The sequence below is a fragment of the Streptomyces ossamyceticus genome (assembly GCF_001418475.1).
Classification (GTDB): Bacteria; Actinomycetota; Actinomycetes; order Streptomycetales; family Streptomycetaceae; genus Streptomyces; species Streptomyces ossamyceticus.
The window spans coordinates 1-14,148 of sequence record NZ_LIQX01000234.1; the positions used below are offsets into that span (position 1 = coordinate 1).

Here is a 14,148-nt window from a genome sequence, read left to right on the forward strand (position 1 = left end):
TCGAGGGCCTCGCGCAGCCGGTGGAAGTCGGCGAGCGTGGCGAGGAGGTGACCGGGTTCGGGTTCGACGGCCAGCGGGACGCCCGCGGCGGTGGCGGCGTCGACGACGGGGGTGAGCGCGTCCGGGAGACGTTTCCAGGCGGTGTCCTCGTCGGTGCCGGGCGGGGTGACGCCGCTGAAGCAGTGCACGGCGTGGGCGCCCAGGTCGGCGGCGACCCGTACGGCGGTCAGGAGCAGGCCGACGCGGCGGTCGCGGTCGTCCGGGTCGGCCTCCAGCAGGGTCGGCCCGTGTTTGCGGCGGGCGTCGAGGACGTAGCGGGCGCCGGTCTCCACGGTGACGGCCAGGCCGAGGGCGTCGAGCCGTCGTGCGAGCCTCCCGGTGCGGCCCGCGAGGCCGGGGGCCAGCGGGTCGAGGTGCATGTGGTCGAGGGTCAGCCCGACACCGTCGTAACCGAGGTCGGCGAGGAGGGCGAGGGCGTCGTCGAGCCGGAGGTCGGCGAGACCGTTGGTGCCGTAGCCGAAGGCGAGGGGCGTGGTCCGGAGACTCATCGGGCGTCACCTCGCGGCCCCGGTTCCCGCACCGGGCGGGGCCCCGGTTCACGCAAGGGGCGCGGCCCCGGCTCGCCCGGCCGGCGCGGCCCTGACACGGCCGTCCGCCCCGGCCCGCGCCCGGCCGCCGGTGGCCCGTCCTCCGGCTCGGCGAGGTTCCGTCCTCCGGTCCGCAGCCGCTCCGCGAACGCCGCCAGCATCGCGTACTGCTCGCCCAGGGCCGCCGGAACCTCGCCCGCCGGGTCCTTGAAGTAGAAGGCCAGCTCGGGCAGGGGGCCCGTGAGGCCCGCTTCGTGGGCGCGGGCGAGGAGGCGGGCGAGGTCGAGGACCAGGGGCGCGGCGAGCGCGGAGTCGCAGCCCTGCCAGGTGGTCTGGAGGACCATGCGGGTGCCGAGGAAGCCGTCGAAGGCGATGTGGTCCCAGGCGGTCTTCCAGTCGCCGAGGGCGGGGACGTCGTCGATGTGGGTCTGACCCTCGGGGGCCGTGCCGAGGGTGTCGGTCACGACGCGTTCCTTGCCGGCGTTCTTGGCGGCGGCGGCCGCCGGATCGGCGAGGGCGGCACCGTCGCCGCCGCCGAGGAGGTTCGTGCCGGACCAGGCCCGGACGGTCAGCGCCCGCTGGGCGAACATCGGGCCGAGGACCGACCGGAGCAGGGTCTGGCCCGTCTTGCCGTCGCGGCCCGCCCAGGGCACGCCCGCCGACTCCGCCAGGGGGGCGAGGGCGGGGTGGTCCAGGCCCGTCGAGGGGGTGAAGTTGACATAGGGGCAGCCGGCGCGCAGGGCGGCCGCCGCGTAGAGGGAGCTGGGGGGCGGGGCGGTGCCGGTGGGCGCGGGTTCCGTGGAGGCCACGTTCACGACGACGGCGCGGGTGAGGCCCCGGCGTCGTACGAAGTCCTGGAGGTCGGCGGTGAAGGCGGAGATCAGCTCCTCGGCGGTCCGGGTGTCGCCGGGGAGGGGGCCGCCGGGCCTGATCTCGTGGTCGGCGGCGGCGAGTTCGGCGGTGACGGCGGCGGGCAGGCCGTGAGGCAGGACGCCGCCCGCGGCGAGGGCCTCGGCGCGTTTGGGCAGGGGGCAGTCCGTGGTGTCGTGGCCGCCGAAGACGAGGGAGGCGAGGGGCGGGAGGCCCGAGCCCGCGAAAAGGGGGGTCTCGGTGACCATGCCCGTGGGGGTGTGCAGGTCCGCGGTGAGGGCCGCACAGCCCGCGACGACGGTGGTGGCGACGGAACCGCGGGCCCCGATCAGCCAGACGCCGACGCGCGGCGCGGGACCCGGCACGGACACGGGCGGGGACGCGGACATGGGCAGCCTCCTTGTCGAGCACGTGGTGCGGGGATCCGGACGGTCGAGCACGTGGTGCGGGGACCCGGACGCGCCGGGCGGACGCGGGGAGCACCGGACTGTGGGTACGCCGGGCGAGGAGGCGGCGGGCGGAGGTCCGGCGTCCCCCGCCCGCCGCCGTTCAGTCGCCCGTGGGCGGGGCCGCCGTACCGGCGGTCCGCGCGGGCAGTTCCTTGATCCGGACGTCACGGAAGGACACCCGGTCGTCGGCACCGTGGTTCTGGATGCCGAGGTGACCGCCCTTAAGGCTCCGGGCCGGATCGGTGTTGGTGAAATCGTTGATCTTCACGCCGTTGAGCCAGACGCGGAGGCGTTCGCCCTCCACCCGGATCTCGTACGTGTTCCACTCCCCCGGCGGGTTCAGGGCGCGGTCGCGCTTGCTGATGTCGGCGGAGCGGAAGCCGTAGACGGACCCGGTGGTCCGCTCGGGTACGTCGGTGGCGTCGATCTGGATCTCGTAGCCGTTGTTCACGGCCGACCACGGGTCGTCCGAGGGCGGGAAGCCCACGAACACCCCCGAGTTGTCGTCGCCCGAGGCGCCGTCCGTCCTCCAGTCGAGCTTCAGGGAGTACGACCCGAAGCTGCGGTCGGCGTACCAGAGCATGCCCATGCCGCCGTTGGAGGTGAGCGTGCCGTCGGCGCCTCGCTCGAAGGAGCCCGGCCCGGCCTGCCGCCAGCCGTCCAGGGAGGTGCCGTCGAACAGCGGGCGGTAGCCGTTCTCCGGGCGGCAGTCGGCCTGGGCCTCGCCGATCGCCCACCGGATCCCGCCCAGCAGGTGCTGCCGGAAGGCGGGTTCGGCGTAGGACTCCTTGGTGTGGCCGCCCCCGGTGTAGAAGGCGCGGCCGCCCCGGTAGTTCTGGCACCAGGCGATGGGATGGTCGCCGTTCATGGTGCCGCCGCTGTACGACGACTCGTCGAGCGAGGCGAGGACATGGGCCCGTTCGCGAGGGTTGGAGCGGTAGTTGTACCACTCGTCCGTGCGGTTCCAGGTCGTGCCCAGTGCGGCGGTGGCCGGGTGGGCGTGGTCCTCGACGTCGACCGTCGCGGGCTGGATCGCGGGGTGCGACTGGAAGTACGCGCCCGCGAGTCCGCCGTAGAACGCCCAGTCGTACTCGGTGTCGGCGGCGGCGTGGATGCCGACGTAGGCGCCGCCGCGTCCGATGTACCGCTCGAACGCGGTCTGCTGGGCCGGGTTCAGGACGTCGCCGGTGGTGGAGAAGAAGACGACGGCGGCGTACCGGCCGAGGTTGCGGGTGGTGAAGGCGCCGGCGTCCTCCGTGGCGTCGACCCGGAAGCCATGGGCGGCGCCCAGTTCCCGTACGGCGGTGATGCCCTCGGGGATGGAGTCGTGCCGGAAGCCGGCGGTCTTGGAGAACACCAGCACCCGGGCCTGTGCGGAGCCGTGTGCCGTCCCGGCGTCGGCCGCCTCATCGGACACGGCGGGTCCCGAGACGCACCCGATCAGCAGGGCGGCGCCGATCGCGGCCGTCCCCATACGTCCGTTCGTTCGCATGGCCGCCCCTCACCTCGTCGTGAACGTGAAGTCGTCCACGTCGAACAGCCCGCCGGAGCCGCTGCCCTTGAACACCAGGTAGAGCGCGGTGGTGCCGCGCGGGGCCCTGGTCAGGTCGGCGGTGACGTCCTGGAAGTTCTCCCAGCCGCCGGTGACCGGCACCGTGGTCCTGCCGAGCAGCCGGCCGGTGGGCGAGCCCGCCCGGACCTCCAGCTTGCCGCCCGCGCCTCCGGAGGAGATCCGCGCGGTGATCTTCGTGGCGTCGGACAGGACGTACGGCTTGAAGGAGATCCAGTCACCGTTCGAGATGTCCCCGACGGTCTTGCCGCCGTGGGCGGTGGCCTTCGACTGGACGGTGATGCCGGAGGAGTCGCCGTAGTGCTCGGCCTGGCGGTGCTTGGGCTGGACGACGTGCCGGTCGTGGGTGGTCAGCGGGGCCTGGCCGCCGCCCCCGCCGTCGGTGTACTCGGCGTCGAACACCCCGAAGATGTTGGCGTTCTCGTCGTGGCCGCCGTCGGCGCTGGTCTGGATGGTGCCGGTGCAGCCGTTGGCGGAGGTCACCGGGTGGCCGTGGCTGTCGTGGCCGAGGACGAAGGTGACCTTGACCTTGGCGCAGTCGATGGTCCGGCCGTCCTCCGGGTCGCTGACCCGCACCTTGAACGGTACGGCCTCACCGAAGGCGAACAGCTGCCCGTCCTTCGGCAGGTCCAGCGTCACCTTGGGCGCGGTGTTGCCGACGACGATCTGCACGCCGGCGCTGCCGGTGCGGCCGGAGGGGTCCTTCGCGGTGACGGTCGCCGTGTAGGTGCCGTTCTTCCTGTAGGTGTGCGTCGGGTTCGCCGCCGTGGACGTTCCGCCGTCGCCGAAGTCCCAGCTGTAGGTGAGGGCGTCGCCGTCCTGGTCGCTGGTGCCCGCGGAGGAGAAGCGGACCTTGAGCCTCGCCTGGCCGGAGGTGCGGTCGGCGGCGGCCTGGGCGACCGGCGAGTGGCCGTCGGTGGCGTTCTCGATGCGGTACAGGGCGGAGTGCTCGTCGCCGCCGAACCAGGAGATGCCGTAGTCGAGGACGTACAGCGCGCCGTCCGGGCCGAAGGCCATGTCCATCACCTGGGTGCCCGTCCACGGCACGCCGGCGATGGACCGCACGGTGCCGTCGGCGTCGCTGGTGATGCGCTTGATCCAGCGGCGGCCGAACTCACCGGCGAAGAAGTCCCCGTCGTAGGCCTCGGGGAACTTCACCGGGGAGTCGAGGGAGGCGTCGTAGTGGTAGACGGGGCCGCCCATCGGGGACTCGGAGCCGTCGCCGAACTCCGGCACGGAGTTGCCGTTGTAGGGGATCCACGCGGGCTCGGCGGGCGGCAGCTCGGTCAGGCCCGTGTTGTTGGGGGAGGTGTTCTTCGGTGCCGCGCAGTCGAAGGCAGCGCCGGAGGCACCGGTGGCGAAGTCGTAGTCGACGTAGGCGTCGTTCTTGCCGGTGCAGTACGGCCAGCCGAAGTTGCCGGGCTTGGTGACGCGGGCGAACTCGACCTGGCCGGCCGGGCCGCGCGAGGGGTTGGCCGCGCCCGCGTCGGGGCCGTACTCGCCGACGTAGAGGATGCCGGTCTTCTTGTCGACGCTGAAGCGGAACGGGTTGCGCAGGCCCATCGCGTAGATCTCGGGCCGCGTCCTGTCGGTGCCGGGCGCGAACAGGTTGCCGTCGGGTATGGCGTACGAGCCGTCGGCGTTCACCTTGATGCGCAGGATCTTGCCGCGCAGGTCGTTGGTGTTGGCGGAGGTGCGCTGCGCGTCGAAGGCCGGGTTGCGGTTGGCGCGCTCGTCGATGGGGGTGAAGCCGTCCGACTGGAACGGGTTGCTGTCGTCGCCGGTCGACAGGTACAGGTTGCCCGCCGCGTCGAAGTCGATGTCGCCGCCGACGTGACAGCAGATGCCGCGCGAGGCGGGCACGTCGAGGATCTTCTTCTCGCTGGCCTTGTCGAGCGTGCCGTCCGTCTTCAGGACGAAGCGGGAGAGGCGGTTGACTCCGTCGAAGGGCGCGAAGTCGGCGGCGCCGCCGGTCTCGGGGGCGTCCCCGGACGGGGTGTTCAACGGGGGCGCGTAGTACAGGTAGATGAAGCGGTTGTCGGCGAAGCCGGGGTCGACGCCGATGCCCTGGAGGCCCTCCTCGTCGTGGGAGTACACGTCGAGCTTGCCGGCGAGGCGGGTGTTGCCGGCCGCGTCGGTCAGCCGCAGTTCGCCGTCGCGGGAGGTGTGCAGCACCGAGCGGTCCGGGAGCACGGCGAGCGACATGGGCTCGCCGACCTCGGGTTCGCCCTTGGCGAGGGTGACCTGCTGGAAGTCCTCGGCCGCGGCGGCCCGCGGGGCGGCCTCGGCAGCTCCCGCGGCGGGCGAGGTCAGCGAGAGCGAGGCGCCGGCGAGCAGCAGACCGCTCAGCAGAGCCAGGGGTCCGCGGACTCTCCGGCTTCTTAAGGGGCTGGTGGGGTGTCTGTTGTCGTCGTACGGGTGCACGAAGGGCCTCCAAGGAGGGGCTTGGTCGTACGGAGCTGTACGGGTGTGTGCGGTACGCCGGGGTGCGCCGTCACCCCGGAGACACGGCCGGGTCGTGGGGGCCCGGCCGGACAGCCGGCCCGATGAGCCGGGGCCGGGGGCCGGTCCGGGAGTCCCGTGGCGGGGCTCCCGGCCGTGCCCGTGGACCGTGTCCGGCGGTTCGCGCAGTCGCCCGGGGGCGAGGCAGGCGCGAACTGCCGCACGCGGCCTAGTCGTTGCCGCCGAACGCCGCGTCGAACGAGGCCGACGGCGGTTCGAAGTCGAACGCCTTGAGGCGGGTGAGGGCCTCGGGGGCGCCCTGGAGCCGGTCCATGCCGGCGTCCTCCCACTCGACGGAGATCGGGCCCTGGTAGCCGATCGAGCGGAGCATCCGGAAGACGTCCTCCCACGGCACGTCGCCGTGGCCGGCGGACACGAAGTCCCAGCCGCGGCGCGGGTCGCCCCAGGGCAGGTGCGAGCCGAGGCGGCCGTTGCGGCCGTCGAGGCGCTTGCGGGCCTCCTTGCAGTCGACGTGGTAGATCCGGTCGCGGAAGTCCCACAGGAAGCCGACCGGGTCGAGGTCCTGCCACACGAAGTGCGAGGGGTCGAAGTTGAGGCCGAAGGCAGGCCGGTGGTCGACCGCCTCCAGGGCGCGCTGGGTGGTCCAGTAGTCGTAGGCGATCTCGCTCGGGTGGACCTCGTGGGCGAACCGCACGCCCTCGGCGTCGAAGACGTCGAGGATCGGGTTCCAGCGGGTCGCGAAGTCCTCGTAGCCGCGGTCGATCATCGACTCGGGGGCGGGCGGGAACATGGCGACCAGGTGCCAGATGGCGGAGCCGGTGAAGCCGATGACGGTGTCGACGCCGAAGGCCGCCGCGGCCCGCGCGGTGTCGGCCATCTCGGCGGCGGCCCGCTGCCGTACGCCCTCGGGCTCGCCGTCGCCCCAGATCCGGGCGGGCAGGATGGCCCGGTGGCGTTCGTCGATGATGGCGTCGCAGACGGCCTGGCCGACGAGGTGGTTGGAGACGGCCCAGCACTTCAGGCCGTACTTCTCCAGGAGCTGGTGCCGGGAGGCGATGTACGTCGGGTCGGAGAGCGCCTTGTCGACCTCGAAGTGGTCGCCCCAGCAGGCGAGTTCGAGTCCCTCGTAGCCGAAGTCGCGGGCGAGGCGGCAGACCTCTTCGAGGGGCAGGTCGGCCCACTGGCCGGTGAAGAGCGTGAAGGTGCGCGGCATGGTGCGGGGCCTCCTCAGACCGCGGTGGGGGTGTAGACGGAGTTCTTCTCGGCGCTCTCCTCGACCGCCGCGAGCACACGCTGCACCTGGAGCCCGTCCGCGAAGGACGGTGCGGGCCGCTCGCCCGCCGCGACGGCGTGGATCAGGTCGCGTGCCTGGTGGACGAAGGTGTGCTCGTAGCCGAGGCCGTGGCCCGGCGGCCACCAGGCGTCCAGGTAGGGGTGGTCGGACTCGGTGACGAGGATGCGGCGGAAGCCGGCGTGGGCGCCGGGCTCGGTGTGGTCGTGGTACGAGAGCTCGTTGAGCCGTTCCAGGTCGAAGGCCAACGAGCCGCGCTCGCCGTTGAGTTCGATGCACAGGGCGTTCTTGCGGCCGGTGGCGAAGCGGGTGGCCTCGAAGGAGGCGATCGCGCCGGAGGCGAAGCGGCCCGTGAACAGGGCGGCGTCGTCGACCGTGACGGCCCCGCGCGCGTCGGAGCCCCCGGTCGACGCCAGCCCGCTGGACGCCCCGGCGGGCAGGGGGCGTTCCCGTACGAAGGTCTCGGTCAGCGCCGACACCCCGACGACCGGCTCCCCGGCGAGGTACTGCGCGAGATCGACGATGTGCGCCCCGAGGTCGCCGAGCGCCCCGGAACCTGCCGTCTCCTTGCGCAGCCGCCAGGTCAGCGGGAACTCCGGGTCCACGAGCCAGTCCTGGAGGTAGGTCACCCGTACGTGGCGGAGGGCGCCGAGCCGCCCCTCGGCGACCATGCGCCGGGCCAGCGCGGTGGCGGGCACCCGGCGGTAGTTGAAGCCGACCATCGCCACCTGGCCGCGTGCGTGGGCCTCCTCGGCCGCCGCCGTCATGGCCTCCGCCTCCTCGACGGTGTTGGCCAGCGGCTTCTCGCAGAGCACGTGCTTGCCCGCGGCCAGGGCGGCGAGGGCGATCTCGGCGTGGCTGTCGCCGGGGGTGCAGATGTCGACGAGGTCGATGTCGTCGCGGGCGACGAGGGCCCGCCAGTCCGTCTCCGTCGTCGCCCAGCCGTGCCGGTCGGCCATGGCCCGCAACGCCTCCGGGTCACGTCCGCAGACCGCGGCGAGGACCGGGCTGAGTGGCAGGTCGAAGACCCGTCCCGCGGTGCGCCAGCCCTGCGAGTGCGCGGCCCCCATGAACGCGTACCCGACCATGCCGACCCGCAGCGGCGGTCTGCCGGCCCCGCCGGCGAGCCCGGCGGGCCAGGTCCCGGCGCTGGTGCCGGGGCCCGGGGCCCCTGCCTCCTCCGCCTCGGCCTGGTCGGGCTGCTGCGGCTGTCCCATGCGTGTGTCCTCCTCGTGGTCGCGGCGCGGTGGGGGGTGGGGCCCTGCCCGGATCTCCGGGAGCCGTGGCTGCCGGCTCCCGGTGGTCGGTCCGGTCGGGCCCGTCCGGCGGGAGCCGTCACTTGAAGCCGGTGGACATGTACTGGTCGACGTTGTCCTTGTCGACGACGGCCGAGTAGAGCGTCAGCGAGGACGGGATCTCGAACTCGGCGAGGCCGCCTATGCCCTTGCTCTGGCCGAGGGCGCGGGCGAGGTCGATCGCGGAGGCCGCCATGGTCGGCGGGTAGAGGACGGTCGCCTTGAGGACGCCGTCGTCCTTCTCGATGGCCTGGAAGGCGGAGAGGGCGCCCGCGCCGCCGACCATGAGGAAGTCGTCGCGTCCGGCCTGCTCGATGGCGCGCAGCGCGCCCACGCCCTGGTCGTCGTCGTGGTTCCACAGCGCGTCGAACTTCGACTGGGCCTGGAGGAGCTGGGCCATCTTGGCCTGCCCGGACTCCACGGTGAACTCGGCGGCCTGGCGGGCGACCTTCTTGATGTTGGGGTAGTTCTTCAGGGCGTCGTCGAAGCCCTGGGTGCGCTGCTTGGTCAGCTCCAGGTTGTCGAGGCCGGCGAGTTCGATGACGCGGGCGTCGGACTTGTCCTTGAGCTTCTCGCCGATGTAGTGCCCGGCGTTGAGGCCCATGCCGTAGTTGTCGCCGCCGATCCAGCAGCGGTACGCCTGCGGGGAGTTGAAGATCCGGTCGAGGTTGACGACGGGGATGCCGGCGCGCATGGCCTTGAGGCCGACCTGGGTGAGGGCCTTGCCGTCGGCGGGCAGCACCACCAGGACGTCGACCTTCTTGTTGATGAGGGTCTCGATCTGCCCGATCTGCTGGGCGGTGTCGTTGGAGCCCTCGGTGATCTCCAGGGTGACGTCCTCGTACCGCTCGGCGCGGCTCTTGGCGTTGTCGTTGATCGCGTTGAGCCAGCCGTGGTCGGCCTGGGGGCCGGCGAAGCCGATGGTCACTTCCTTGCCGGGCTTGTCGTCGGCGGCGGGCTGCTTGTCGGCGGCCGCCTTGTCGCCGGTGTCGTTGCTGGTGCAACCGACGAGGAGGGTGCCGGCCGAGACGGCGGCGGTCCCGAAGAGCAGTCCTCTGCGGCTGGGGAACTGTGGCATGGCGGTGGACCTTTCCGGTGGGGACTCTTCGGTGGGTCAGGTCGTGCTGGCCGTGCGTCGCTGGACGAGGACCGCGGCGACGATGATCGCGCCCTTGGCGATCTGCTGGACGTCGCTCTGGAGGTTGTTCAGCGCGAAGATGTTGGTGATCGTGGTGAAGATCAGGACGCCGAGCACGGAGCCGGTGATGGTGCCCCGGCCGCCGGTGAGCAGGGTCCCGCCGATGATCGCGGCGGCGATGGCGTCGAGTTCGTAGAGGTTGCCGTTGGTGTTCTGGCCCGAGCCGGCCAGCACGATCAGCAGGAACGCCGCGATGCCGCAGCACAGCCCGGAGAGCAGATAGAGGTAGAGGCGCTGGCGGCGGACGTCGATGCCCGCGAGCCGGGCGGCCTCCGCGTTGCCGCCGACGGCGACGGTGCGCCGGCCGAACGTCGTGCGGTTGAGCACGAGCCAGCCGATGACGGTCACGACCGCGAAGACCAGGACCAGGGGCGGGATGCCGAGGACGTACGCGTCGCGCTCGCCGAGGTCGAGGACGCCCTGCACCTCGACGATCTGGGTCCTGCCGTCGGTGATCTGCAGGGCGAGCCCGCGGGCGGAGGCGAGCATGGCGAGGGTGGCGATGAAGGGGACCATCCCGCCGTACGCGATGAGCAGTCCGTTCACCATGCCGCATCCGACGCCGACGATCACCGCGGTGAAGAGGATCCCGGCGAAGCCGTACTCCTGGGTGGCGACCGTGGTGGCCCACACGGAGGCCAGGGCGACGATCGCGCCCACCGACAGGTCGATGCCGCCGGAGGTGATGACGAAGGTCATGCCGACGGTGACGACACCGATCACGGAGGCCTGGGTGAGGACGAGTTGGAGGTTGCGGGTGTCGAGGAACTCGTCGGGCTTGGTGAGGCCGCCGATGACGATCAGTGCGGCGAGGACGCCGAGGAGGGAGAGGGTGCGGACGTCGGCGCGGAAGAGGACGGTGCGCCAGGCGGGCGGTTCGGCGACCGGGGTCACCTTGTCGGTGCCGTCGCGGGGCGGGGACACGGGCTGCGTCATGACGCCGGCCTCCCTTCGCCGGTCGCGGGGCCGGCCGCACCGGTCGCGGAGCCGGCCGCACCGGCGGGACTGGCTGCACTTGCCACGGGGCTTCCTTCCATCACGAGGTCGAGGACGCGGTGCTCGTCCAGGTCACGGGCGGGCGCGGTGTGCACGACCCGGCCCTCCCGCAGCACGAGCACGCGGTCGGCGAGGCCGAGGACTTCGGGCACCTCGCTGGAGACCAGCAGCACGGCGAGGCCCTCGTCGGCGAGGCGCCGCACCACCGCGTACAGCTCGGCGCGGGCGCCCACGTCGACGCCCCGGGTCGGCTCGTCCAGCAGCAGCACCCGGCAGCCGCGCAGCAGCCAGCGGGCGAGGACCGCCTTCTGCTGGTTGCCGCCGGAGAGGGTGGCGATGCCGGCCTCGCTGTCGCGGGGCCGGACGGAGAACCGGTCGATCAGGGCGACGGCGTCGGCGCGTTCCCGGCGGGGCCGGATCCAGCGTGGCGCCGCCCCGCCCGCCGCGCCGGGGTTGGCCAGCAGGTTCTCCCGCACGGTCAGCTCGGTGAGGCAGCCCTCCCGCTGCCGGTCGCCAGGCACGAAGGCGACCCCGAGGGCGACCGCCTCCGGGACCGTACGGGGACGGTACGGGCGGCCCGCAAGCCGGGCGCGTCCGCCGAGGAGGGGGCGGGCGCCCGCGAGGGCCCGGCCGAGGTCCCTGTGCCCGGCGCCGGAGAGCCCGACCAGGCCCACGGCCTCCCGCGCCCTCAGGTCCAGGTCGACCGGTCCGGCTCCGGCGGTCCGTACGCCGTCGAGCTGCAGGACGGGCGGGCCGTCGGCGCGGGCCGGGGCCGGGCGGTGGCCGACGGGTTCCTCGCCGGTGATGTCGCGGACGAGGCTGCCGGGGGCGTGGCCCGCCAGGGGCCCCTGGCGGACGAGGCGGCCGTCGCGCAGGACGGCGAAGGTGTCGGCCACCTCGTACACCTCGTCCAGGCGGTGGCTGACGTAGAGGATGCCGTGGCCGCGATCGCGCAGGGAGTGCAGGACGCGGAAGAGCCGGGCGCAGTCGGCGGCGGGGAGGCGGGCGGTCGGCTCGTCGAGCACGATGAGCTTCGCCCGTGCGGCAAGGGCGCGGGCGACGGCGACGAGAGAGCGTTCGGCGGGGGCGAGCCGGGACACGGTGGTGTCGGGATCGAGATGGCCGGCGACGCTCCGCAGGGCCTCGGTGCAGCGTTCCCGGGTCCGGCGCCAGGAGATCAGCCCGGCGCGGCGGGCGTACCCGTTGCTCAGGGCGATGTTCTCGGCGACCGTCATCCACTCCACCAGGCCGAGGTCCTGGTGGATGAAGGACATGCGGTGGGTGGCGGTGTGTCCGCCGAGGGGGTGTCCGTCGACGGTGATCCGTCCCACGTCGGCCTGGTGGACACCGGCGAGGATCTTGATGAGGGTGGACTTCCCGGCTCCGTTGGGTCCGAGGAGGGCGAGGACGCTGCCGGCATGGACGTCGAGGTCGACCCCGTCCAGCGCGAGGGTCCCGCCGAACCGTTTGGTGAGCCCGCGGATGCGGACCAGCGGTTCCGTCCCGTCGGCGGGGACCTCCTGCGCAGAGGTGTCGTGAACGTCGTGCACGGACAGCTCCGGGGGTCGGCCTTGCGAGCTCTTCATGACTCGCGTCGCGATAGTAACCGTACGTATCACACTAATTCTGACATCTCGGCGCCCTGTGTTGCCCTTGGCGGATCAGCGGATCCTCGGGAGGGCCGGCGGGGGTCCCGGCCGGCGGTGCCCGATGGCTCAGACGCCGTCGAGGTCGCAGGCGGCCCAGATGACCTTGCCCTCCGGCGTGTAGCGCGTCCCCCAGCTCTGCGCCAGCTGGGCGACGAGGAACAGACCGCGGCCGCCCTCGTCGGTGCTGGCCGCCCGGCGCAGGTGCGGGGCGGTGTTGCTGGTGTCGGAGACCTCGCAGATCAGGCAGCGGTCGCGCAGCAGCCGGACCCGGATGGGGCCGCTGCCGTGGATGATGGCGTTGGTGACCAGCTCGCTGAGCATCAGCTCCGCGGCGAAGGCCGCCTCGTCGAGGCCCCACTCGGCCAGGGTGCGCATGGCGCAGGCGCGGACCTCGCTGACGCGGGCCGGGTCGGCGGGCAGCTCCCAGGTGGCGATGCGGCCGGGGTCGAAGGCGTGGGTGCGGGCCACGACCACGGCGATGTCGTCGGCCGGATGGGCCGGTGCCACGGTGTCGAGGACCGCCCGGCAGGTCTCCTCCGGGGTGCGTTCGGCGTGCGCGAGGGCGGTGCTCAGCTGGTCGAGGACCACGTCGACGTCGCGGGTGCGGTCCTCGATGAGCCCGTCGGTGTAGAGGACCAGTTCACTGCCCTCGGGCAGCTGGACCTCGACGGCCTCGAAGGGCAGGCCACCCAGGCCGAGCGGCGGCCCGGCGGGCAGGTCGGGGAACGAGACGGTGCCGTCGGGGCGGACCAGCGCGGGCGGCGGGTGGCCGGCGCGGGCCATGCTGCACTGCTGCGTGGTCGGGTCGTAGACGGCGTAGAGGCAGGTCGCGCCGATGATGCCGGCACCGTGGGAGGCGGGGTCCTCGCGGTCCAGCCGGTTCACGAGGTTGTCGAGGTGGGTGAGGACCTCGTCCGGCGGGAAGTCGAGTTCGGCGAAGCTGCGGGCGGCCGTACGCAGTCGGCCCATGGTGGCGGCGGAGAACATGCCGTGGCCGACGACGTCGCCGACGAGGAGACCGATGCGGGCGCCGGAGAGCGGAATGACGTCGTACCAGTCGCCGCCGACGTCGGACTCGGCGGGCAGATAGCGGTGGGCGACCTCGACGGCGTCCTGGTCGGGCACGCCGTGCGGGAGGAGGCTGCGCTGGAGGGCCAGGACCATGGTGCGTTCGCGGGTGTAGCGCCGGGCGTTGTCGAGGGACAGGGCGGCCCGGTGGGCGAGTTCCTGGGCGAGCCGCCGGTCGTCGTCGTCGAAGGGCGCGGAGTCGTGGGCCCGGTAGAAGGTGGCGACGCCGAGGGCGACCCCGCGTGCCACCAGGGGCACCGCGATGAGGGAGCGGACGTGGCGCAGCAGCCGGTCGGTGTGCTCGGGGTCCTGGGCGAGCCAGTCGGCGGCGGTCGTCAGATCGGGCTCCAGCATCGCTTCCCCGGAGGCCAGACAGCACAGCTGAGGCGCGGTCGGACCGTACTCGGCCTGTTTGCCCACGGGTTTGAAGGGCGGCTCGTCGCTGATGCCGTGGACCACCGTGCGCCGCAGGTCGGCGCGCGGGTCCGGGGCCTCCTCGCCCCGCAGGACGGGTTCGGCCAGGTCGACGATGACGTGGTCGGCGAGCCGCGGGACGATCGTCTCCGCGAGTTCCTGGGCGGTACGGCGCACGTCGAGGGTGGTGCCGATGCGGGCGCCGACCTCCGACAGCAGCTCCAGGCGGCGGCGCGCGGCCAGGGCGTACGTCCCGACGTGCGGCTCCCCCACCATCAGCAGCCCGCGCGCGGGCTGC

Annotated in this window: 10 protein-coding genes; all 10 read right to left on the bottom strand. The window is 73.1% G+C overall.

The window, feature by feature from the left end; translation table 11 throughout:
• On the bottom strand, nt 1-548 hold a 548-nt coding region (locus tag AOK15_RS18170; protein WP_157870289.1), incomplete at its 3' end, for a sugar phosphate isomerase/epimerase family protein.
• Nucleotides 545-1,846: an inositol-3-phosphate synthase gene (locus tag AOK15_RS18175; protein ID WP_079058552.1), complete on the bottom strand. Its 1,302-nt coding sequence runs from the start codon at nt 1,844-1,846 to the stop codon at nt 545-547. The genes AOK15_RS18170 and AOK15_RS18175, both read right to left, overlap by 4 nt.
• Nucleotides 1,847-2,006: 160 nt before the next feature.
• The gene (locus AOK15_RS18180; RefSeq protein WP_055518045.1) at nt 2,007-3,398 is read right to left on the bottom strand and encodes a ThuA domain-containing protein; all 1,392 of its coding nucleotides are present in this window, start codon (nt 3,396-3,398) and stop codon (nt 2,007-2,009) included.
• Between the two features lie 9 nt (nt 3,399-3,407).
• Nucleotides 3,408-5,900 carry a PQQ-dependent sugar dehydrogenase gene (locus AOK15_RS18185; protein ID WP_055518047.1) on the bottom strand — a complete coding sequence of 831 codons (2,493 nt, stop codon included), beginning with the start codon at nt 5,898-5,900 and terminating at the stop codon, nt 3,408-3,410.
• Between the two features lie 247 nt (nt 5,901-6,147).
• Nucleotides 6,148-7,152 carry a sugar phosphate isomerase/epimerase family protein gene (locus tag AOK15_RS18190; protein WP_055518049.1) on the bottom strand — a complete coding sequence of 335 codons (1,005 nt, stop codon included), beginning with the start codon at nt 7,150-7,152 and terminating at the stop codon, nt 6,148-6,150.
• A 14-nt stretch (nt 7,153-7,166) separates the two neighbouring features.
• Complete coding sequence (locus AOK15_RS18195; protein ID WP_055518051.1) at nt 7,167-8,447, bottom strand: Gfo/Idh/MocA family protein; 1,281 nt, start codon at nt 8,445-8,447, stop codon at nt 7,167-7,169.
• A gap of 118 nt (nt 8,448-8,565) precedes the next feature.
• Complete coding sequence (locus tag AOK15_RS18200) at nt 8,566-9,603, bottom strand: substrate-binding domain-containing protein (RefSeq protein ID WP_055518053.1); 1,038 nt, start codon at nt 9,601-9,603, stop codon at nt 8,566-8,568.
• Between the two features lie 36 nt (nt 9,604-9,639).
• Complete coding sequence (locus AOK15_RS18205) at nt 9,640-10,659, bottom strand: ABC transporter permease (RefSeq protein ID WP_055518054.1); 1,020 nt, start codon at nt 10,657-10,659, stop codon at nt 9,640-9,642.
• On the bottom strand, nt 10,656-12,269 hold the full coding sequence (locus tag AOK15_RS18210) for a sugar ABC transporter ATP-binding protein (protein WP_079058553.1): 1,614 nt from the start codon (nt 12,267-12,269) through the stop codon (nt 10,656-10,658). The genes AOK15_RS18205 and AOK15_RS18210 overlap by 4 nt, the downstream gene beginning before the upstream one ends.
• A 165-nt stretch (nt 12,270-12,434) precedes the next feature.
• Nucleotides 12,435-14,148, bottom strand: a 1,714-nt coding sequence (locus AOK15_RS18215) for an ATP-binding SpoIIE family protein phosphatase (protein WP_157870290.1), incomplete at its 5' end; no start/stop codon positions are given.

Bases quoted from the DNA above. Each gene is read 5' to 3' on its own strand.
- AOK15_RS18175 (WP_079058552.1), bottom strand. From the start codon at position 1,846: ATGTCCGCGTCCCCGCCCGTGTCCGTGCCGGGTCCCGCGCCGCGCGTC.
- AOK15_RS18180 (WP_055518045.1), bottom strand. From the start codon at position 3,398: ATGCGAACGAACGGACGTATGGGGACGGCCGCGATCGGCGCCGCCCTG.
- AOK15_RS18190 (WP_055518049.1), bottom strand. From the start codon at position 7,152: ATGCCGCGCACCTTCACGCTCTTCACCGGCCAGTGGGCCGACCTGCCC.
- AOK15_RS18195 (WP_055518051.1), bottom strand. From the start codon at position 8,447: ATGGGACAGCCGCAGCAGCCCGACCAGGCCGAGGCGGAGGAGGCAGGG.
- AOK15_RS18200 (WP_055518053.1), bottom strand. From the start codon at position 9,603: ATGCCACAGTTCCCCAGCCGCAGAGGACTGCTCTTCGGGACCGCCGCC.
- AOK15_RS18205 (WP_055518054.1), bottom strand. From the start codon at position 10,659: ATGACGCAGCCCGTGTCCCCGCCCCGCGACGGCACCGACAAGGTGACC.